Genomic DNA, 20,532 nt, shown 5'->3' with positions numbered 1-20,532 from the left:
ATAGGAGATATTTACGCATAAAAATATGCGCATCTCCTATCATTCTCACCCCTAAGACACCGCAATGCGTATCCTCCGATATAATGAAAGGAGTTGCACTTACGGAGTGAGTTATGGAAACGCTACCTGATTTTGATGAGCTGGCAAAGTTGGCACAAGACGATCCAGAAAAGTTTGAACAACTACGCCAACAATTAATTGAAGAAACCATTAATCAAGCCAATAACGGTATGCAGCCACGCCTTAAAGCGCAACAAAGCCACATCGACTTAATCATCAGCCGTGGTAAAAATCCCCTCCATACCACCATGTTGCTGCGTGATGAATTGCAACGCCAACTTGCTCGTTTCGCCCAAACCCTCCAACAACCTAGCGCCCAAGAAAACGCAGTGATCACCCCTATCTCTTCCCATCCAAAACAATTAGATAATGCAGATAAAAGCTCTCTTTAAAGCGGCTCTCGCAAGAAATTAACTATATTTTGAAATAATTTGAAATTATGAGTTCACTTTTTGCCTTGAAAAAGGTACAACCGAGCTCATTAATGATTTTGGACAGTAAAAATGAACCATTCTTGGTATATTTTTACTAAATCAAGTTAAGTTAATTACATCATTTAAATTTGGAGAAAAGCTATGCGCCATCCTGTGGTTATGGGTAACTGGAAGCTAAACGGTAGCAAGGAAATGGTCTCTGGCCTTATCAAAGGTCTTGATGCAGCACTTAACGGTGTTGAAGGTGTTGATGTAGCCATCGCTCCACCAGTAATGTACTTGGATCTAGCAGAGCAGCTACTAAGCAAAGCTAACAGCAAAATCATCCTAGGCTCACAAAACGTTGATCTACACAACAACGGTGCATTCACAGGTGATATCTCTCCTGCAATGCTTAAAGAATTCGGTGCTAGCCACATCATCATCGGTCACTCTGAGCGTCGTGAATACCACAACGAATCAGACGAGTTCGTAGCTAAGAAATTCGCATTCCTAAAAGAAAACGGCCTAACTCCTGTACTATGTATCGGTGAGTCAGAAGCACAAAACGAAGCAGGCGAAACTGTTGCTGTATGTGCTCGTCAAATCGACGCTGTTATCAATACTCAAGGTGTTGAAGCACTAAACGGTGCAATCATCGCTTACGAACCAATCTGGGCTATCGGTACTGGTAAAGCAGCAACTGCTGATGATGCACAACGCATCCACGCTGCTATCCGTGCTCACATCGCTGAGAAGAGCGAAGAAGTAGCGAAGAACGTTGTTATCCAATACGGCGGTTCTGTTAAGCCTGAAAACGCAGCAGCATACTTCGCACAACCAGACATCGACGGTGCTCTAGTTGGTGGCGCAGCACTTGATGCTGAAAGCTTTGCAGCTATCGCTAAAGCAGCAGCTGAAGCGAAAAACTAATCATTCTTGTTGATTAGCCTAAGAGGTCACCTACGGGTGGCCTTTTTGTTTTTACCAGCAAATAAATCCTATATATTGCTGATTTCAGGCAATAAAAAAGGCCGATAATTATCGACCTTTTCTTTTTTATCACACAGTAGGTGCGTCTATTAGAACAGCTTCTCAGCTAATTCGTATAGATCGTTACGTACTGGGCGACGCATATTTTCAATCGCATCAATGATGTCGTGGTGAACCAGTTTTTCACACTGAATACCCACACAACGACCACCTTCACCTTGCTGAAGAAGTTCGACTGCGTATGCACCCATGCGAGATGCTAGTACGCGGTCAAACGCTGTTGGTTGACCACCACGTTGAATGTGACCAAGTACTGTTGCACGAGTCTCACGACCCGTTTCTTTTTCAATGTACTTAGCTAGTTCATTCACGTCAGTCATCAGCTCAGTAATAGCGATAATTGCGTGTTTCTTACCTTTCGCAATACCTTCGTGGATATGCTTAAGTAGTTTTTCTTTATCTAGGCCAGTTTCAGGTGTGATGATGTACTCACAACCACCAGCAATCGCAGACATTAGCGTTAGATCACCACAGTGGCGACCCATCACTTCTACGATAGAGATACGTTGGTGTGAAGATGATGTATCACGTAAACGGTCGATCGCATCGATAACTGTGTTCATTGCAGTCATGTAACCGATAGTGTAATCAGTACCTGCAACGTCATTATCGATAGTGCCAGGAAGACCGATACATGGGTAACCCATCTCAGTTAACTTCTTCGCACCCATGTATGAACCGTCACCACCAATTACTACTAACGCGTCAATGCCGTGCAGTTTTAGGTTCTCAATCGCTTTTTCACGAACTTCCACTTCACGGAATTCAGGAAAACGCGCAGAGCCTAGGAATGTACCGCCTTTGTTGATCACATCAGATACACTTTTACGATCTAGCTTTTCGATACAGTTGTTATAAAGACCTTGGTAGCCATCATAAATACCGTAAACTTCTAGACCTTCAGTCAACGCTGCACGAACTACGCCGCGAACCGCTGCATTCATACCAGGTGCGTCACCACCACTGGTCAAAACACCAATCTTCTTAATCATGGTTACCCTCTGACTTTGGGAATTGAAAAATCAAATCCGACACGATATACCGAGGTTCCCCAACTCGATACTACACGCGATAGGTTGTACGTGTAAAAACTGAAACTTTCCTACTTATGTAGGAGTATTACAATTTTGATAAAAAATTTTGTTGATTCATATCACGCAAGGCTGGGATTCCAACAAGCTTATTTTTACACACAAACTAACGTTATCTCTTTCATTTTCAACTGACATTACTACATTATCAGTCCGTTTTTATTCGTGTACTTGCTGATCCAAATGCCTATGCTGTGTTCAATATCACGCAGTATAGCCGTTTTATGGTGACAATTAATAACAAAACCTACGAGAAAATACGATCGTCATGATGATTTTTTTATGAAAGCATGATCACTTGCGCTGAAAATCAAAAAAAAGCCATAACAGATGTTATGGCTTTTTTATTTTATATATTGAAATCAAATACTCAGTGCGCTTTTTTCTCAAGCTTCATAAAGTGTTTTTCAGCTTGCTGTTGTTTTAATTCAGCAAATTTCACTTTTTGCGCAGGAGTTAAAATATTCAGCATTTGATGGCGTTGTTTTAATCGCTCAACACGATGCTCAGCTTGTTTCTCTGACATTTGCTCAACTAGTTGGCGTACCGCTTGCTCATCAAAATTATCAGCCAGTACCAATTTTTCTAATGCTTTATGATCCGCCTGCATTTCGCTGCGATTGGCTAGGCGATCTTTTTTCATCGTTTCACGATTGTGCTCACGCAGTGCCTTCATTTCAGACTTTTGTGCATCAGTTAGCTCTAACTGTTTAAAAAGACTACGCTCACCATGATGCCCTTTCATTTCATGAGAGCCCGGTGCGGCAAATGCTGACATTGAACCTAACACCATTGGTACTGCAATCGCCATCATCATTGTTTTCTTGAACATCTTCATGCTTATCTCTCCAGCTATTAGGGTGCGGCAAGCTATGCCGTTTGCTTGGTAGTAATCATAACGGCTAGCAAGTAAAGCGCTGTCGAGTAAACGTAAAGCTAAGTAAAGCTATTACAGGGAAACTTGGCGTTAAGGCTGACATTAGCGATACTAGCCTCATTATCTAATCTGCATTTCTATCTCTCATAGGATGACACATGGCGAAAATTTTACTGGTCGATGATGACGTTGAACTCACCGCATTATTAAAAGATATCTTAGAGTTAGAAGGCTTTGACGTGGTTGAAGCCAATAATGGTCAACAAGGATTAGAAAAGGTTGATAGCAGCATCGATCTCATTTTGCTTGATGTCATGATGCCAGTGATGAACGGTACTGAAATGCTCCGCCGCCTGCGAGAATCCCACACCACCCCAGTAATGATGCTCACAGCTAAAGGTGATGAAATTGATCGCGTACTAGGGTTAGAGCTCGGTGCTGATGATTATCTGCCTAAACCGTTCAGTGATCGTGAACTATTGGCACGTATGCGTGCAGTACTGCGTCGTACCCAAGGTAATAATGATAAAGCAGCCAATAAAGCGGATAAGTTAACCTATCAAGACATTGTTATTTATCCCGGTCGACAAGAAGTGTTTTGCCATGATCAAGCGATTGAAATGACAGGCACAGAGCTTGCGCTGCTGAGCTATTTTGTTCAACACCCAGGGCAAATTGTCGCTAAAGAAACCTTAAGTTTAGAAGTGCTTGGAAAACGCCTAGCCCAGTTTGATCGCGCTATCGATATGCATGTGTCTAACATTCGTAAAAAACTTCCCGAGCGTGTCGATGGCAAACCGAGGATCAAAACACTGCGTGGAAAAGGTTACTTATTGGTAGAGGAAGCCTAATGAAATTTCCGGGGATCACCAGTCTATACGGCCGTATCTTTGCTATCTTTTGGTTCACGTTATTTGTGGTCGTAGTAACGATTGTACTGCTATTTCAACTCGACCCTCGTAGCGGGCAAGCGATCCCCGAGCCACACTTAAAGCGGTTGGAAAACACCGCCGATAATGTTTCTCAAGCGCTCACCTATCCACGTCATGATAATTTTAAACGCTTGTCTTTTGATCAGAAAATCCGCCGCTTAACCAAGCGTCGAGACAGCCATGATGATCAAATCTACTTCACCACGATTGATGGCGATATCATCGCACCACAAAAACATACTAAAGCACTACGAAACTTTATTACGGTGTCAGATAATCCTGCGTCACCTAAACAGCGCCTTTACGGTCGCTGGATGATGGCAGGTCCTTTTGCTGTCAACACCCCCAACGGTGATATCTATATGTATAACGGCACCGTGTGGCGAGGTGCACCACCATTTATCATTCAAATATTAGATAAACCCTTTAAATTGCTGCTAGTTACCATGCTGGTCAGCACCCCATTTTTATTATGGCTAGCATGGGCTGTCACCCGTCCAGCCAGACGGTTACAAGATGCCGCAGAGCGTGTCGCACAAGGGGAATTTACCGCTGATCCTAACTTAGAAACCGGACCTCGCGAATTCAAACAAGCCGGTGCGAGCTTTAATCAAATGGTTGGGGCATTAAATACCATGATCAGTGGGCAACAGCGTTTACTGTCTGATATCTCCCATGAGCTTCGCTCTCCTCTTACTCGCTTGCGCATGGCAACAGCGCTTGCCCAACGCAAGCAAGGGAGCAGTAAAGAATTAAGCCGAATCGATACCGAAGCAGAGCGACTAGAAACCATGATTGGTGAGTTATTAGAGCTCTCGCGTATGCAGGTAAATAGCCATCAACAAAACGAGCAACTTGATTGCCATACGTTATGGTATGAAATGCTAGAGGATGCGAAATTTGAAGCCGAGCAATGCCATAAAACGTTGCGTTATAACACACTGCAAGATTGGCCTATCACAGGTAATCCAAACCTATTGATCAGCGCCCTTGAGAACGTTATTCGTAACGCGATCAAATATGGCAATAACATCATTGAACTCCATTTTTCAGTGCAGCAACACCTGCTCACCATTACCATTGACGATAATGGTGAAGGCGTGCCTGAAGCCGAATTAGACGATATTTTCCGCCCCTTTTATCGCGTTTCCACTGCCCGCGATCGTGATAGTGGCGGTACAGGGTTAGGGCTTGCCATTACAGAAAGCGCTATCCGCCAGCATCGCGGTACCATTGAAGCAAAACAAAGTCCAATTGGCGGGTTAAATATCACGATTACACTGCCGTTATGTCGTTAAACTAGATAAAACAGGCTTGATTTTTACCTTTACGTTTCGCCTGATACATTGCCATATCTGCTTGGTGCATCAGCTCTTCAAGTGTGACTTCACCATTGAAGCAACACCCACCAATGCTTGAGTGGATATGAATATATGTATCAGGTGCAACTTCAAAAGGGCAGCCTAACAGTTGTTGCAACGAAGCCGCATATTGCTCAGGGCTTTCTAAATGTTTCGCTGAAGATAGCAACACCGCAAATTCATCCCCACCTAAACGCGCCAACAATGCCTGTTTGCCAAACACTTTACGCATTATCGATGCCATGTGGATCAGCACCTTATCTCCAGTCGCATGACCATATTGATCATTGATTGGCTTAAAATCATCTAAATCGATATAGAGCAAACACGCTGATTTTTCATCATGCATACAGCTTTCAAGCATCAAATTGGCTTGGTTTACAAAGGCCATGCGATTAACAAGCTCAGTTAAACCATCATGATGCGCTAGCACATTGATCCGTTGGTTATTGATATGCTCTTTTAATTGATAACGGGCAAACCAATAAGATAAAACTAAACTCAAAATAATCGCGATATACACCAAGGTTTGATGATGTTCGATCGCCTTAATGAAGTCACCGCGTTTATCAAAAGCAACAAAAGAAATTAGCTTCCACGCCGTCGAATTATTTTCCGTTACATGATATTCCTGAAAACAGTAAGGATTAACCCGCCCAACCGCCCCCACAGATTCAATGGTCATCACGCCTTTCGACGTCTCTATTTGCCCCGACTGCATTGCTTGGATTGGTACTTCCAATTCAGGGAACTGCTGATAAATCGTTTGATCCTTTTTACCAGCAAACATAAAGGCGAATTCTTTTTCAGGGTATAAATTGTTATACAGAAAATACCCATCACTGTTGACTAACATATAGTTAGTCCCACTATTAAGATTGAATAAACCTAGCCCTTCCATTAAATACTTGGCTAAATAGTTGATGATCACAATCCCTTGTTTATTACCCTTTTTATCAAATACCGGAGAAGATAAACGGATCATCGGTTTATAAGGCACTTCGATAGCACCATGTTCAATATTTAAATCCAGTGGCGAGATGTAAATACCCTTATGCTGCAATTTAGCGGCTTCTTTAAAATAATAGCGATGCCTTTTCTGCTGCAATCCATTCGGCGGCACAATCAAAGCTCGACCATCGTTAAAATTGACGCGAACGACTTCATTACCCTCTAAATCGAGATAACGCATTTGATCGTAGATCTCTTTTCGTTGACTGACCGATTTTAATGCTTCTGAAAAACGGGCAAGTAATAACGCCTTTTCAGCCTTATTTTCCAATGCCATCACCCGAAATATTTCATGGTTAATCGCAATATCGGAAAGCAACGCGGTTTCTCTCACCACAGAGCCTATAACCACTTGAATATAGTTTTTCTTACCTACCAATAATGCTTTTTGCTGCACTTGAATATTGCTTTTACGTCGCTCAAGATCAGATTGTGAATCAAAATAAAAAATCGATATAAACACCGTCAACAATAATAAAAATATCAACGTAAAGCGGACAAAGAAAAACTTGTATTCAGCAATAGTCAGATTTTTCATAGCAAGAAAGGTAAATTACACATAAGCAAAAAAAGGCTGCCGAGTATGCCTAATAGCGATACAAAAATCACAACAATTAATTTTATCGTTATTAACAATAACCTTTATTATTCTCAGTTTGCTTGTTCGAGCTGTGCTTGTCACAATGCACTATCTTTTGCGTTAATGAAGCGATGAGCTATGTTTGATATTGCGTTATATGAACCAGAAATTGCCCCAAATACTGGCAATATTATTCGTCTAAGTGCCAACTGTGGCGCAAACTTGCACTTAATTGAGCCATTAGGTTTTGATCTTGATGAAAAGAAAGTGCGTCGTGCCGGATTGGACTACCATGATTTAGCCCATGTCCATCGCCATAAAGACTTCGCCGCTTTCATGGAAGCAATGCAAGGTCGTCGTATTTTTGCCTGCACGACAAAAACCACCAACTTCCATACTAACGCAAAGTTCGAACAAGGTGATGTGCTGTTATTTGGCCCTGAAACCCGTGGCTTGCCAGCTGAGTTCATTGCCAGCCTTCCGCTTGAACAGCGCTTACGTATTCCAATGCAACCAGATAGCCGTAGCCTCAACCTATCAAATGCAGTCGCTATCATTTCATTTGAAGCATGGCGTCAAATGGGCTTTAACGGCGCGGTATAAAAACAAAAAAGGCGATCAAATGATCGCCTTTTTCAAATCTTGTGTTTCAAGCAATATCGTCAAATACCATCACCTTGCGTGAAGGTTTGGGATGAGCCATTAAATTGCTGATCCATATCCATTGATGGCTTATCAGTACTTGGTCGACCCACCACTTTTGCTGGAATACCTGCAACAGTGGTATGCGCAGGCACTGGATTTAATACCACAGAGCAAGAACCAATTTTCGCCCCTTCGCCCACTTCAATATTACCCAGCACTTTCGCACCAGCACCAATCATCACACCTTCACGAATTTTCGGGTGACGATCACCGCCTTCTTTACCAGTACCACCCAGCGTCACGTCTTGCAAAATCGAGACATCGTTTTCAACCACGGCAGTTTCGCCGATCACAATTCCCGTTGCATGGTCAAACATGATCCCTCGGCCAATTTTCGCTGCCGGATGCACATCCACCTGACACGCGACTGAGATTTGGTTTTGTAGATACACAGCTAATGCTTTTCGATCTTGTTTCCATAACCAGTTTGCAACACGGTAGCCCTGTAGCGCATGGCAACCTTTTAAATACAGTAGTGGGATAGAATACATTTCAATCGCCGGATCGCGCTCAACGACAGCACGAATATCACAAGAAGCCGCTTCAACAATATTACAATCACTGGCAAAGGCTTCTTCAATCACTTCTCGCACAGCCATCGCTGGCATTGATGGTGTGGCTAATTTGTTGGCTAAGATATAACTCAATGCAGAGGCTAAATCATCATGCTTAATAATGGTGGCGTGATAAAAACTCGCCAGCATAGGTTCATGCTCTGACTGCTCGCGTGCTTCCTGCTTGATCGCTTGCCAAAGCTGGTGTTGTTGACATTGCTTCACGTCACCCTCTGCTACTTAATGTATTCTATTTATAACTATACTTAATTGGTCAGGTATTACTTTAACCTGATTGCAAAAAAAAACAACGCGAGCCGAGGCTCGCGTTATTGAAACAGTAGATAATAAGGCACTTACCTTTGATATCTTGCTGTTATTCGTATTTTTTCTCGCGTGCTAACAATTCTTTAGCCGCTTCACGGGCATCTTTACCTTGATAAAGAACTTGGTAAATTTGCTCAGTGATTGGCATCTCAACACCGTTACGTTTCGCTAATTGCCAAACTTCTTTGGTATTACGATACCCTTCAACAACTTGACCAATATCTTGCTGTGCTTGCTCAACGCTTTTACCAGCACCTAATGCTAAACCAAATCGACGGTTACGTGATTGGTTATCTGTACATGTCAGCACAAGATCGCCAAGGCCAGCCATGCCCATAAAAGTTTCAGGCTGTGCACCTAAGGCGGCACCAAGGCGGCACATTTCAGCAAGACCACGAGTAATTAACGCTGTACGCGCATTAGCACCAAAGCCAATACCATCAGACATACCCGCACCAATGGCGATAACATTTTTCACTGCGCCACCTAATTGCATGCCGATAAAGTCATTGTTGCTATACACCCTAAAGGTTTTATCACAATGAATTTTTTCTTGAAGATCGGCAACAAATTCAGCATCAGGAGAGGCAACTGAAATCGCAGTTGGTAAACCCGCAGCCAACTCTTGCGCAAATGTTGGCCCTGATAACACCGCAAGCGGTACATCACTGCCTAACGCATCAACCGCAACATCTTTTAGTAAACGCCCAGTTTCAGGTTCAAGCCCTTTGGTTGCCCAACAGATACGAGAATCAGAACGTAGGAACGGTTTAACTTGCGATAACACCATACCAAAAACATGACTTGGTACTACAACAAGGATGTCACGACTGCCTTCCACTGCATCTTGTAAGTTTGACGTTACAATCAATGAATCAGGAAAGCGCACACCAGGAAGAAACGCTTCATTGGCACGATCAATTTCCAACTGTGCCATGTGCTCAGGCTCATGGCCCCACAAAATGACGTTTGCGCCATTTCGAGATAGTGCAATCGCCAGTGCGGTACCGTAGGATCCTGCACCCAGCACGGCCATTGAAATCGTATTATTCGCGTTCTTAGTCATAATTGTTACTTTGCTTATTAAGCTTCTGCGTTTGCTTCAGCTTGGTTTTGTAGGTAGTTCATGAACAACGCATCAAAGTTAACTGGTGCTAGGTTCAATTGTGGGAACGTACCTTTAACCACTAAGCTTGAGATAGTTTCACGAGCGTATGGGAATAGGATATTTGGACAGAACGCACCTAGACAATGTGCTAGTTGTGGCGCTTCCATACCTGCAACAGTGAAAATACCACCTTGTTGTACTTCACATAGGAATGCATTTTCTTCTGCGTTCTTAACTGTCACAGTTAGACGAAGCACAACTTCGTAAACACCTTCAGCTAGTTCACGGCTTTGAGTATCAAGATCTAATTTCACATCTGGGTTCCATTCTTTTTGGAACATGTCAGGTGAGTTTGGCGCTTCAAAAGAAACGTCTTTTAGGAAGATACGTTGAATTTGGAAGTTTTGTTGTGCTTCTGTATTTGCTGCTTCAGCCATTTCCGGAGTCCTTTTTTATACTCGTCAATACGAGATTGAATACGCCAGCCATCGTGCTAACCACAGGCTGTATTAAATAAATAGCGGCAGCGTGTTTACCCTACCGCAAAATATGTGCGACTTACTTTTTACCTTTGCTTTTTACTAGCGGTAAATTCGCTTCGTTCCATGCAATTAAGCCATCTTTTAGAACGTTAACGTTAGTAAAGCCTGCTTTACTTAGGTCATCTGCCGCTGTTTGTGCAGTTTGACCTGTCTTACATACCACTATAATTGGGGCTGATTTATGTTTTTCAAGCTCACCAAGGTTTTGTTCTTTAATTTGGCTTGGTAAAGCGTGAAGTGAGCCCGCAATATGACCTTTACGGTATTCATCACGAGAGCGAATATCAACAAATACACCCTCTTCACGGTTTACTAATACTGTCGCATCATTAATGCCAATGACTTTGTAAGTTGCTGTTTTTTCTTTCACCATTGAACCAATGATGGCAACAACTAAACCCACCCACACTAAAGATAAAATCGGATTACTTGTAAAAAAATCAATATATTGTTGCATTTGCTTCGCTCTGCTTCATGGCTGACTCGCAACCAAGATTAACGGGATTTTTAAAAGATTTTGAGTATACCGTTGTTACCTGTCATGTACAGCACACGGTATTGATTCCGCGCTTCAACTCACTTGTTGACGTAAATAAGTCAGCGCACGCCTCAGTATAAAAGCTAATCACAGCCTTACCTATTAATGAAATAGAAAAAAACTGTGATCTAGGACTTACACTCGAGACAATAAATGCATATATTTTGTCGAATAGGTCACAATACGTTCGACGCTTAGTTTGATCTTCTCCTACAGTTTCACCTAAGTTCTGTAGTAAAATTACGTCAAAGGATATTGCAATTACCTTAGATCTGCCTCTGAATTAGGCATTTAAGGCAATTGATATAGATTTATTTTATTCGAAGAGGGACAGGACATGTCTGCGAAGAAACCACTTGCACTTGTTATTCTAGATGGTTGGGGCTACCGCGAAGATAATGCGGATAACGCTATTGCTAACGCTAATACGCCAGTAATGGATGAGCTACTAGCTCATAGTCCTAATACCCTAATTTCAGCTTCAGGTATCGATGTTGGCCTACCAGATGGTCAAATGGGTAACTCTGAAGTAGGTCACACCAACATTGGTGCTGGTCGTGTGGTATACCAAGATCTTACTCGTATCACTAAAGCGATCAGCGACGGTGAATTCTTCGAAAACGCGGCACTGGTTTCTGCTATCGATAAAGCAGTAAACGCAGGTAAAGCGGTTCATATCTTAGGTCTTCTATCTCCAGGTGGCGTACACAGCCACGAAGATCACATTGCTGCAGCCATTGAAATGGCAGCAAAACGTGGTGCAGAGAAGATCTACCTTCACGCATTCCTAGATGGTCGTGATACTCCACCTCGTAGCGCGAAAAATTCACTAGTTCGTTTCAATGAGCTATTTGAAAAACTAGGTAAAGGTCGTACTGCTTCTCTTATCGGTCGTTACTACGCTATGGACCGCGATAACAACTGGGATCGCGTTGAACAAGCATACAACCTACTAACTGCAGCTAAAGCTGAATACACAGTAGCAAACGCGGTTGATGGTCTAGCGGCAGCTTACGAGCGTGACGAAAACGATGAATTCGTTAAAGCAACAGAAATCCGTGCTGAAGGCCAAGAAGCAGCAATCATGGAAGATGGCGATAGCGTTATTTTCATGAACTACCGTGCTGACCGTGCTCGTGAAATCACCCGTGCATTCGAGCCAAGCTTCACTGCATTTGAGCGTGCACAGTTCCCTCAACTATCTGATTTCGTAATGCTAACGCAATACGCTGCAGACATTGAGCTAACAACAGCATTCCCACCTGCAAGCCTAGATAACACGCTAGGTGAGTGGCTATCGAAGAAAGGCAAAAAGCAGCTACGTATCTCTGAAACAGAGAAATACGCACACGTTACTTTCTTCTTCAACGGTGGTGTTGAAAATGAGTTTGACGGTGAATCACGCCAGCTTGTTGCTTCACCAAAAGTAGCAACTTACGATCTACAACCTGAAATGAGCGCACCAGAGCTAACTGAAAAGCTTGTTGCAGCAATCAAAGGCGGTGAATTTGACATGATCATCTGTAACTACCCTAACGGTGATATGGTTGGTCACACAGGTGTTTACGATGCAGCAGTAAAAGCTTGTGAAGCACTAGATACTTGCCTAGGTAAAGTAGTCGCTGCAATCAAAGAAGCTGACGGTCAACTATTAATCACGGCTGACCACGGTAACGCAGAAATGATGGTTGATCCGGCAACCGGCGGTATCCACACTGCGCACACTAACCTACCAGTACCACTGATTTACGTAGGTGGTAAAGACTTAGAGCTTAAGTCTGGTGGTAAGCTGTCAGATCTTGCACCAACGATGCTTTCACTAACAGATATGGAAATCCCTGCAGAGATGTCTGGTCAGGTGCTATACAATCTGAAATAATTATCTCCATGCGAGATATGATTAGAAAACATCTAAACAAAAAAATCCGCGCCAGTGCATTATGCACTGGCGCTTTACTATGCATGGCATTTGCCGTTCCATGTGCAGCGTCCAGTCAAAACCAGCTCGACGGCGTAAAACAGGAAATCTCACGTCAAAAAAGTCAACTGGCAAGCAAGCAAAAGAAATTCGATGGCTTGCAACAAGAGTTAAAAAAACACGAACTGAACATTGCCAAAGCAGCAAATAATATTCATGCGACTAACAATCAATTAGCCACCATTAAGCGTTCGATTGATAAATTAAACAAGGAACAAGCAGCACTAGAGCAAAAGCAACAGCAACAAAAGGCAGTTGTCGCTTCCCTACTCAATGCTCAGTATCGTCAAGGCCAAGACAGTGATATCGCCAGCCTCCTTAGCGGTGAAGATTCAACTCGTCTTGATCGCATGACCACCTATGCAGAGCACATCAGTAAAGCTCGTGTCGAAGCCATTGACGCCCTCGATGCCACGCAAACTGAAATTCAAATGAAAGTGCATGAGCTTAAAGAGCAAAAAACAGAGCAACAACAAGCACTCAATACGCTTAAACAGCAAAAACAAACGCTCGATCAACAACAGCAATCACGTCAGCAAACGCTGACAACGATCAAAAAGCAGATCGCCAGTGATAATGAAGATCTTGCTGAGCTACAAGCCAACGAAAAACGCATGATTACGGCAATTGCCAAAGCCAAAGCAGAAGCAGAGCGCCGTGCCCGTGAAGAAGCGGCACGTATTGCCCGTGAAAAAGCAGCAGCAGAAGCTCGAATTAAAGCGGCGAAAGAAGCCAAAGAGCGCGCAGCAGCAGAAGCTGAAGCCCGTGAGATTGATCGCCAATATGCCAGCCAAAATGCACGTGTGCCGATGGATGGCCTTGCTCGTCATAAAGGCAAACTGTATTGGCCAGTTAAAGGACCTATCCTGCATAACTATGGCTCACTGCAGCGTGGGCAGTTGCATTGGAAAGGCATGGTATTTAGTAAGCCACTCGGCAGTCAGGTTCGAGCAATATACTCAGGTCGGATCATCTTTGCGGATTGGCTACGAGGCTACGGTTTGATGATCGGTATCGATCACGGTAAAGGTGACATGAGTTTCTATGGCTACAACCAAACCCTACTGAAAAAAGTCGGTGATACGGTTCAAGCCGGTGAGCCTATTGCCCTTGTGGGTGACAGTGGTGGTCAGGAGCAGCCTAGCCTCTACTTTGAAATCCGCCGGAAAGGTCAGCCAATCAATCCAAAACCTTGGCTGAACTAAGCGCAATATCAACATAAACAAAAAAGGTTGGCGATATCACTATCCCAACCTTTTTTATTAACGGTTATTTTCGGGCAACCTTAACGATCTGCTTGCTGCTCTTTTTGCTTATAGTACTGCTTTAGTCCTTCAACACGCTCACGTCCCATTGGTGTCGCTAACGGCCTCACAATATTCAATATTTGGATCACGCCTTTATAAATCACGGTTGGCGTAATTTTCGCACCAACAACCTGCGTGGTTTGATAACTGATCCAACTCGATGCCACCATCAATAAAGTATCGGCTAAGGTTTTTAGATCGTCATCATCAATATCAACCAGACCACCTTCTTTTAAGCTCTGCATCAACACCGCAATATTACTGCGTAACTGTACCTGTGCAGCAAGGTACTTCTGTTGCAACTCGGGATCACGACGCAAAATATCCGGTAAGTTGGCGTAAAAGAAGCGATAACGCCACATCAGTAAAAACATCGCATCTAAGTAACTCAACAAGCTTTCTGTACTTTCTGCTTCACTGCGAGGTTGAAAACTCACTTGCAAATCCGTTGCATACAAATCGAAAATGCTATGAATAATTTGCTCTTTATTGCGAAAGTGATAGTAAAGGTTACCCGGACTTATCGCTAAATCAGCAGCAATATGGTTGGTTGTTACGTTTGGCTCACCATTGTCGTTAAATAACGCTAATGCCGCATGAATAATTCTGTCTCGGGTTTTCATTTCATTGACTTCCTTCGCCCTTCTGCTGCATATAATGTTATCATAAGTTAACGTTTTTTTGGCTTGTCGCTCTATAACTACAAGCCGTTATTTCATCAATGAAGGATTTCTCCCATGATAATTGTGACTGGCGGCGCCGGTATGATCGGCAGCAACATCGTAAAAGCCCTCAACGAGCAAGGTTGTAACGATATTTTAGTGGTGGATAACCTCAAAGACGGCACTAAGTTTGCTAATCTTGTCGATTTAGATATTGCTGATTACATGGATAAAGAAGACTTTATCACCCAAATCATGGCAGGTGATGAGTTTGGTCACATTGATGCTATCTTCCATGAAGGTGCTTGCTCTGCAACCACTGAATGGGACGGTAAATACATGATGCTAAACAACTATGAATACTCAAAAGAGCTATTACATTATTGTTTAGAGCGTGAAATTCCATTCCTCTACGCCTCTTCTGCCGCAACCTATGGTGGCCGAGATCATGACTTCATTGAAGAAAAGCCTTATGAAGGTGCGCTAAACGTCTACGGTTACTCAAAACAGCAATTTGATAACTACGTACGCCGTATTTGGCAAGATGCTGAAGCACATGGCGAGAAACTCTCTCAGATCACTGGTTTCCGTTACTTCAACGTATATGGTCCTCGTGAGCAACACAAAGGCAGCATGGCTTCTGTCGCTTTCCATCTCAACAGCCAAATCAACGCTGGCAGTAACCCTAAACTGTTTGAAGGATCTGAGGGCTTCAAACGTGATTTCGTCTATGTTGGTGACGTTTGCAAAATGAACCTATGGTTCCTAGAAAATGGCGTATCAGGCATTTTTAACTGCGGTACAGGCAACGCTGAGTCTTTCCAAGCTGTCGCTGATGCTGTCGTAAAATTCCACGGTAAAGGTGAGGTAGAGTCGGTTCCATTCCCTGAGCACTTAAAAGGGCGCTACCAAGCTTATACACAAGCCGATCTCACCAAAGTACGTGCAGCAGGTTACCCTGAACCGTTTAAATCAGTAGCCGAAGGCGTTGCTGAATACATGGCTATTTTAAATAAATAATAACGATATGATTGATAACCATTACGACAAACAAGCCTATAACCCACAGTTTGAGTGGTCGTTTTTACATCCTAAATACTGGGGAACGTGGCTTGCAGTATTGCTGGCATCATTTTTTTGCTTATTGCCACATAAGATACGTCACGCTATTGCTAGTACCTTTGCTAAACAAGCGATCAAGCTTAATAGTAAAGCGAATCACCGCGCACGTGTAAATTTGCAAATGTGCTTTCCAGAAAAAACAGAGGCTGAGCGTGAAGCTATTTTGCTGCAAAGCATCACCACTGCAGGTACGTTTTTACTGGGCTTTGCCTCATTAAGTGTGCGCAGCAAATTCTGGTTAGAAAACAATACTGTGATCCGTGGAATGGAGAACCTCACCACACTGACCGATCAACAGCAAAGTGTGATCTTATTGGTTCCGCATACGTGGGCAATTGATATTCCAGCAGTACTGCTCGCATCACGTGGTTTGCCTGTTTCTGCTATGGCGAAAAAGCAGAAAAACCCGGTCTCAGACTGGTTGATGCATCGTCAACGCGTGCAATACGGTGGTCGTGTTTATGAACGAAGCGGTGGCATCAAGCCATTTATCAAATCAATTCGTGAAGGATACTTAGGTTATTACCTACCCGATGAAGATCTTGGCCCTGAGCACAGTGTCTTTGTTGATTTCTTCGGTACCACTAAAGCAACGATGTCCGGTCTTGGCCGACTGTCGAAACTCAGCCGTTCAAAGATTGTTCCACTGTTTGCGATGTACAACAGCGAGACGGGCAAATATGAATTAGATTTTTACCCCGCTCTGCCTTTTCCTAGTGAAACAGAAGAGCAAGATGCCCGCATGATGAACGAATGTATTGAGCAATACGTTGGTGAACGTCCAGAACAATATATGTGGATTCTGCGTTTATTGAAAACACGTCCGAATAGTGATGAGAATCCGTATGAACGATAATAAATTAATGGCTAATTTAGCCAATTTTCTAATTTTACTTCCGATACTTTGGATTTTTACAGGGTTATTTCACTTTGATAACGGTGATAAAATTCTGGTTATACTAACTCTTATTTCAGCTTTAGCTTCAGCAATTAAGTACAATAAAGCAATTATTATTGATAACTTAAAGAGTCGCTATATTTGGATAATGTATGGCCTTTTATTAATATCAGTCATGGCTGATGCATTACACTTATATAATCCAATAAACTTAAGAGCAATTGCTATAATTTGTGTTTTATTAACATTTTTTCCATATCAATTAGTCACAAGAAAAACATTAATCCTTGCCATTTTTTTAGGTTGTATTAATAGTTTATTCTTTGTCTGCAAGTTCACCTATCTAACTCCTGTAGCACGATATTATTGGCCTATAAATGCTATCCCATTTGCAACTTATATTTGTTTTATTGCTGCTATCACTTTTGTTTTATTACTCACCAGCCGTACCATTAAAGAGAAAACCATACTTGTTTTAACGCTAGCTATTTCCATCATTAGTATAGCTTTAACTGAAACTCGAGGTGCTTTAGTGGCATTATTGCCAACTTTACTTGCCATTTATTTCTACTTTTCACACCAAAGAAAAACACTTAAACGAAATATAATCATTAGTATTTTCATTGTTGGCCTAACTTCTGTTGCACTATATCCAATCGTAAAAGAAAGAATTATTCAAACACATCAGGAAATCACTCAAATCGATGATGGTAATACAGATACGTCTATCGGCTTAAGATTAAACTTTTGGAAAGCGGGTGTTCATCTAATTGAGAAATCACCATTTATTGGGTATGGTGAGAATTATTTTTCTCAATTAGATCTTCTTGCAAAAGAAAAAGTTATTATCCCAGCAGCCGCTAGCTATAAGCCACCACACTTTCATAATCAGTTCATCGATATAACGGTTAAATGTGGACTCATTGGATTAACAACTTTGCTATTTATCGTATTAGTGCCTATCAAATTAATAAATAACAAATCATCTAATGATGCACTAATAACCTATTCCTTAATTTCCATATTAATACTATCAGGACTAACTGATGTTCCTTTCTTCCATAAACAAATATTCATAATCTTTTTTATATCAATTGGGATTTTAATAGGAAAAGATCGTTGTAATAAAATAAAAAAGGGGCTTTAGAGCCCCTTTTCTTCAATAAATTTAATATATTTTTTTCCTATCGCTTCAGAGCAAAATGTATTTTTTATTGCAGAGCTATCAATCTCAGTAGTATCTAATAAAATATCATCAACTCTTGATGCAATTTTATCTGCATCATAACTATCAATTAAGTATTTATTTAAATGATTTACCAGTATTTCTGAAGGCCCTGTTGGACAATTAGTACTCATTACATGAGTACCCAGAATCAAAGCCTCGATCAATACAGTCGGCAAGCCTTCGTAAATTGATGTTAATATCAGAAGTTTTGCTCTTTTTATTATTGGATACGGATTTTGACAAAATGGATATATAATAACTTTATGGTTAATACCTAATTCTTTTGCACTTTCAGTGATTTTATCTTTTAATTTACCTTGCCCTATAATTACAAGAGAAATATCACTTTTTAATCTAGCTATTGTTTCTAGCAATAAAAATACATTTTTTTGCTTCTCAAGACGTCCAACAAAAACAATATAATTATCAGGTAAATAATAAACAGGCTCTTGTTCAGCTTGTTCAATTATCTTATCCACATTAAAAGGGTTATAAATAGTAGAAACGGATAAATAACTACCTATCGCATGCTTTTCTACGAAATTTTTGATCCCATGAGAAACACAAACAATGTGTTTCCCCTTAATCTTATTGGTAAAACGTCTTTTAAATTTTAATTTTTTAAACCAATTTTTATTATTATATGAATACTCATCAGAGTTATGAATACAATGAATTAACCTTCTATCATCAATAAAAGAAATAATATCATTCGTCTCACCATGCACGGAAAAAATAGTGTTAAATGGCTCATCGCTTTCTAGTCTATTTAAATATGATAAAAATGGTTGAACATATTTACTGGCTTCACGATAAGAAATATTTTTTTCGAAACCAATATTATGATGAATCACATTTTTAGGTAGCACTAATTCCTGATCACCATTCAATGTGATCAACTCACAACGATGCCCCATCAATGCTAGTGTCTCTGCTAGGCGTAACGTGACAACTTGAACACCTTCTACTTTAAGATCTCTAAGGAAAAAACCAATCCTCATATCAATGCCTTTAAGATATACTCTCGAGCTTGCTCAAGATCTTTCCATTTAAACTCATGAACATAAACACTATCATTATCGAAATATGGCTTCCGATTTATGATACTTTGTGAATATTTAGCTAAAGGTTTCCATTCTTCATAATTCTGCATATTATAACGATACACCCCAATAATAGGTTTATCAATCGCTGTTCCCATATGCACTACAGCGGTATCAGGTGTAAAAGTAAAATCAGCAATATCAATAATTGCTAGTGACATCTCAAAACAAGCTTTATATGCGGGTGAAATCACTCGTGGATCATTCATATCACGCAATAGTGAAGATATAAATTTTTCTTCATTAGGTGTCGGGATAATTACCAATAAATCCTCAGGATATTCCTTACGCCATTTTTCAAGCAAATGTTTAGCTTCATTAAATGAGAATTTTCTGTATTTACCCGAGCCGAATAAGTTGATAGCTACAACATTCTCATGCGGAATTTTATCTATTAAATCACGTATACATTTCAGCTCTTTACTAAAATCAGGCACTGGTAACAATTTCGGAAAATCAATCTCTTTAGAAATCAGTAATTGTGCCGCTGCAGAATACCGTTCTTTGAAATGATTAAATCTAGCATCAATATTCACATCAAATAAATTATATTTCTCTTTATTAAACCCCATATAATGAGAAGCTTGTAGCCTTGATGAAACATATAAATCTTTATGACTATAATGAGTACCAAGATCGACAAAAAGATCAAACTTACCTGCATATTCTTTAATTATATTATTTAAATTTGATTTATTATAAATAATATATTCATCTGCAGGAGAAGACTTTTCCAACCACTCTTTTGTAGTATTCCCTGTTAATACAGAAATATGAATATCAGGGCGATATTTCTTTAACAAAGAAATAAAACCACCACACATGATGGCATCACCGAGTTTGTTATCCCAACGCAATAGCAAAATTCTTTTTATTTTTTTTGCATCAAAATTATCATCACTTAATCTCTTATCATACTTTTTCTTATAAAAATTAAGTTTTAACAATTTAATACTATTTCTTACTAATCGCCACTTTGCTTTTACTTTCTTTTTTAATTTCATATCAAAATCCAAAATAGCATTACAATTTCTCTTACTTTCAAACAATTCAAGTTAAAAAATAATATACTTAACTTAAAT

General features: G+C 41.0%; 20 protein-coding genes. 10 read left to right on the top strand and 10 right to left on the bottom strand.

All coding sequences use genetic code 11. The annotated features are described in order from the left end of the window. Nucleotides 1-113: 113 nt before the first annotated feature. On the top strand, nt 114-452 hold the full coding sequence (locus Q7657_RS09655) for a DUF3135 domain-containing protein (protein WP_107166695.1): 339 nt from the start codon (nt 114-116) through the stop codon (nt 450-452). A gap of 183 nt (nt 453-635) precedes the next feature. After that, a complete protein-coding gene (gene tpiA / locus Q7657_RS09650) occupies nt 636-1,406 on the top strand; it encodes a triose-phosphate isomerase (protein WP_008988154.1) in 771 nt (256 codons plus the stop codon). Nucleotides 1,407-1,555: 149 nt separating this feature from the next. On the opposite strand, the gene pfkA is transcribed toward tpiA, so the two are convergent. Together pfkA and Q7657_RS09640 are read right to left on the bottom strand one after the other, a co-directional pair. Further along, nucleotides 1,556-2,518 carry a 6-phosphofructokinase gene (gene pfkA / locus Q7657_RS09645; RefSeq protein ID WP_053987473.1) on the bottom strand — a complete coding sequence of 321 codons (963 nt, stop codon included), beginning with the start codon at nt 2,516-2,518 and terminating at the stop codon, nt 1,556-1,558. Nucleotides 2,519-2,987: 469 nt separating this feature from the next. Continuing rightward, entirely contained in the window at nt 2,988-3,455 is a 468-nt protein-coding gene (locus Q7657_RS09640; protein WP_107166696.1) for a CpxP family protein, read from the bottom strand. 197 nt (nt 3,456-3,652) lie between these two features. On the opposite strand from Q7657_RS09640, the gene Q7657_RS09635 reads away from it, so the two are divergent. Continuing rightward, nucleotides 3,653-4,345, top strand: coding sequence for a response regulator (locus tag Q7657_RS09635; protein ID WP_107166697.1), 693 nt, complete (start codon nt 3,653-3,655; stop codon nt 4,343-4,345). After that, the gene (gene cpxA, locus Q7657_RS09630) at nt 4,345-5,724 is read left to right on the top strand and encodes an envelope stress sensor histidine kinase CpxA (RefSeq protein WP_107166698.1); all 1,380 of its coding nucleotides are present in this window, start codon (nt 4,345-4,347) and stop codon (nt 5,722-5,724) included. Before Q7657_RS09635 ends, cpxA begins: the two co-directional genes overlap by 1 nt. Before the next feature lies 1 nt (nt 5,725). On the opposite strand, the gene Q7657_RS09625 is transcribed toward cpxA, so the two are convergent. Next, nucleotides 5,726-7,336, bottom strand: coding sequence for a sensor domain-containing diguanylate cyclase (locus tag Q7657_RS09625; protein ID WP_107166699.1), 1,611 nt, complete (start codon nt 7,334-7,336; stop codon nt 5,726-5,728). Nucleotides 7,337-7,516: 180 nt separating this feature from the next. On the opposite strand from Q7657_RS09625, the gene Q7657_RS09620 reads away from it, so the two are divergent. Further along, nucleotides 7,517-7,981: a tRNA (cytidine(34)-2'-O)-methyltransferase gene (locus Q7657_RS09620; protein ID WP_008988160.1), complete on the top strand. Its 465-nt coding sequence runs from the start codon at nt 7,517-7,519 to the stop codon at nt 7,979-7,981. Nucleotides 7,982-8,040: 59 nt separating this feature from the next. Here Q7657_RS09620 and cysE read toward each other — a convergent pair whose 3' ends face one another. From cysE to Q7657_RS09600, 4 genes are all read right to left on the bottom strand, one after another. After that, on the bottom strand, nt 8,041-8,862 hold the full coding sequence (gene cysE / locus Q7657_RS09615) for a serine O-acetyltransferase (protein WP_008988161.1): 822 nt from the start codon (nt 8,860-8,862) through the stop codon (nt 8,041-8,043). Between the two features lie 151 nt (nt 8,863-9,013). After that, nucleotides 9,014-10,030 carry an NAD(P)H-dependent glycerol-3-phosphate dehydrogenase gene (gpsA, locus tag Q7657_RS09610; RefSeq protein ID WP_008988162.1) on the bottom strand — a complete coding sequence of 339 codons (1,017 nt, stop codon included), beginning with the start codon at nt 10,028-10,030 and terminating at the stop codon, nt 9,014-9,016. A 17-nt stretch (nt 10,031-10,047) separates the two neighbouring features. After that, a complete protein-coding gene (gene secB, locus Q7657_RS09605; protein WP_053987468.1) occupies nt 10,048-10,509 on the bottom strand; it encodes a protein-export chaperone SecB in 462 nt (153 codons plus the stop codon). Nucleotides 10,510-10,630: 121 nt separating this feature from the next. Further along, nucleotides 10,631-11,071 carry a rhodanese-like domain-containing protein gene (locus Q7657_RS09600; protein ID WP_107166700.1) on the bottom strand — a complete coding sequence of 147 codons (441 nt, stop codon included), beginning with the start codon at nt 11,069-11,071 and terminating at the stop codon, nt 10,631-10,633. Nucleotides 11,072-11,489: 418 nt separating this feature from the next. Here Q7657_RS09600 and gpmM point away from each other — a divergent pair, with 418 nt between their 5' ends. Together gpmM and envC are read left to right on the top strand one after the other, a co-directional pair. Further along, nucleotides 11,490-13,031 (top strand): 2,3-bisphosphoglycerate-independent phosphoglycerate mutase, encoded by a 1,542-nt coding sequence (gene gpmM / locus Q7657_RS09595; RefSeq protein ID WP_107166701.1) that lies wholly within the window; start codon nt 11,490-11,492, stop codon nt 13,029-13,031. An 8-nt stretch (nt 13,032-13,039) separates the two neighbouring features. Then, entirely contained in the window at nt 13,040-14,335 is a 1,296-nt protein-coding gene (gene envC / locus Q7657_RS09590; RefSeq protein WP_181319883.1) for a murein hydrolase activator EnvC, read from the top strand. Nucleotides 14,336-14,415: 80 nt separating this feature from the next. Here the strand turns inward: envC and Q7657_RS09585 are convergent, their stop codons facing one another. After that, complete coding sequence (locus Q7657_RS09585; protein ID WP_053987464.1) at nt 14,416-15,060, bottom strand: TetR/AcrR family transcriptional regulator; 645 nt, start codon at nt 15,058-15,060, stop codon at nt 14,416-14,418. A gap of 114 nt (nt 15,061-15,174) precedes the next feature. Here Q7657_RS09585 and rfaD point away from each other — a divergent pair, with 114 nt between their 5' ends. From rfaD to Q7657_RS09570, 3 genes are read left to right on the top strand one after another with little or no spacing between them, the layout of a single operon-like run. Next, nucleotides 15,175-16,119 carry an ADP-glyceromanno-heptose 6-epimerase gene (gene rfaD, locus Q7657_RS09580; protein WP_107166702.1) on the top strand — a complete coding sequence of 315 codons (945 nt, stop codon included), beginning with the start codon at nt 15,175-15,177 and terminating at the stop codon, nt 16,117-16,119. Between the two features lie 7 nt (nt 16,120-16,126). Then, complete coding sequence (gene lpxM, locus Q7657_RS09575) at nt 16,127-17,077, top strand: lauroyl-Kdo(2)-lipid IV(A) myristoyltransferase (RefSeq protein WP_107166703.1); 951 nt, start codon at nt 16,127-16,129, stop codon at nt 17,075-17,077. Beyond that, a complete protein-coding gene (locus Q7657_RS09570) occupies nt 17,067-18,266 on the top strand; it encodes an O-antigen ligase family protein (RefSeq protein ID WP_181319884.1) in 1,200 nt (399 codons plus the stop codon). The genes lpxM and Q7657_RS09570 overlap by 11 nt, the downstream gene beginning before the upstream one ends. On the opposite strand, the gene Q7657_RS09565 is transcribed toward Q7657_RS09570, so the two are convergent. Beyond that, entirely contained in the window at nt 18,263-19,348 is a 1,086-nt protein-coding gene (locus Q7657_RS09565) for a glycosyltransferase (protein WP_107166705.1), read from the bottom strand. The two genes, Q7657_RS09570 and Q7657_RS09565, sit on opposite strands and share 4 nt — an antisense overlap. After that, complete coding sequence (locus tag Q7657_RS09560) at nt 19,345-20,454, bottom strand: glycosyltransferase family 9 protein (protein ID WP_107166706.1); 1,110 nt, start codon at nt 20,452-20,454, stop codon at nt 19,345-19,347. The genes Q7657_RS09565 and Q7657_RS09560 overlap by 4 nt, the downstream gene beginning before the upstream one ends. Nucleotides 20,455-20,532 lie beyond the last annotated feature (78 nt).

The organism is Candidatus Photobacterium acropomis (assembly GCF_030685555.1).
In the GTDB taxonomy this organism is placed as follows: domain Bacteria; phylum Pseudomonadota; class Gammaproteobacteria; order Enterobacterales; family Vibrionaceae; genus Photobacterium; species Photobacterium lucens.
The sequence above is the reverse complement of the archived record's forward strand: the minus strand, read 5'-3'. Positions and strand labels throughout refer to the sequence as shown.

Excerpts from the sequence above, each read along its gene's own strand:
- Q7657_RS09655 (WP_107166695.1), top strand. The coding sequence starts at position 114 with ATGGAAACGCTACCTGATTTTGATGAGCTGGCAAAGTTGGCACAAGAC.
- tpiA (WP_008988154.1), top strand. The coding sequence starts at position 636 with ATGCGCCATCCTGTGGTTATGGGTAACTGGAAGCTAAACGGTAGCAAG.
- pfkA (WP_053987473.1), bottom strand. The coding sequence starts at position 2,518 with ATGATTAAGAAGATTGGTGTTTTGACCAGTGGTGGTGACGCACCTGGT.
- Q7657_RS09640 (WP_107166696.1), bottom strand. The coding sequence starts at position 3,455 with ATGAAGATGTTCAAGAAAACAATGATGATGGCGATTGCAGTACCAATG.
- Q7657_RS09635 (WP_107166697.1), top strand. The coding sequence starts at position 3,653 with ATGGCGAAAATTTTACTGGTCGATGATGACGTTGAACTCACCGCATTA.
- cpxA (WP_107166698.1), top strand. The coding sequence starts at position 4,345 with ATGAAATTTCCGGGGATCACCAGTCTATACGGCCGTATCTTTGCTATC.
- Q7657_RS09625 (WP_107166699.1), bottom strand. The coding sequence starts at position 7,336 with ATGAAAAATCTGACTATTGCTGAATACAAGTTTTTCTTTGTCCGCTTT.
- Q7657_RS09620 (WP_008988160.1), top strand. The coding sequence starts at position 7,517 with ATGTTTGATATTGCGTTATATGAACCAGAAATTGCCCCAAATACTGGC.
- gpsA (WP_008988162.1), bottom strand. The coding sequence starts at position 10,030 with ATGACTAAGAACGCGAATAATACGATTTCAATGGCCGTGCTGGGTGCA.
- secB (WP_053987468.1), bottom strand. The coding sequence starts at position 10,509 with ATGGCTGAAGCAGCAAATACAGAAGCACAACAAAACTTCCAAATTCAA.
- Q7657_RS09600 (WP_107166700.1), bottom strand. The coding sequence starts at position 11,071 with ATGCAACAATATATTGATTTTTTTACAAGTAATCCGATTTTATCTTTA.
- gpmM (WP_107166701.1), top strand. The coding sequence starts at position 11,490 with ATGTCTGCGAAGAAACCACTTGCACTTGTTATTCTAGATGGTTGGGGC.
- envC (WP_181319883.1), top strand. The coding sequence starts at position 13,040 with ATGCGAGATATGATTAGAAAACATCTAAACAAAAAAATCCGCGCCAGT.
- Q7657_RS09585 (WP_053987464.1), bottom strand. The coding sequence starts at position 15,060 with ATGAAAACCCGAGACAGAATTATTCATGCGGCATTAGCGTTATTTAAC.
- rfaD (WP_107166702.1), top strand. The coding sequence starts at position 15,175 with ATGATAATTGTGACTGGCGGCGCCGGTATGATCGGCAGCAACATCGTA.
- lpxM (WP_107166703.1), top strand. The coding sequence starts at position 16,127 with ATGATTGATAACCATTACGACAAACAAGCCTATAACCCACAGTTTGAG.
- Q7657_RS09570 (WP_181319884.1), top strand. The coding sequence starts at position 17,067 with ATGAACGATAATAAATTAATGGCTAATTTAGCCAATTTTCTAATTTTA.
- Q7657_RS09565 (WP_107166705.1), bottom strand. The coding sequence starts at position 19,348 with ATGAGGATTGGTTTTTTCCTTAGAGATCTTAAAGTAGAAGGTGTTCAA.
- Q7657_RS09560 (WP_107166706.1), bottom strand. The coding sequence starts at position 20,454 with ATGAAATTAAAAAAGAAAGTAAAAGCAAAGTGGCGATTAGTAAGAAAT.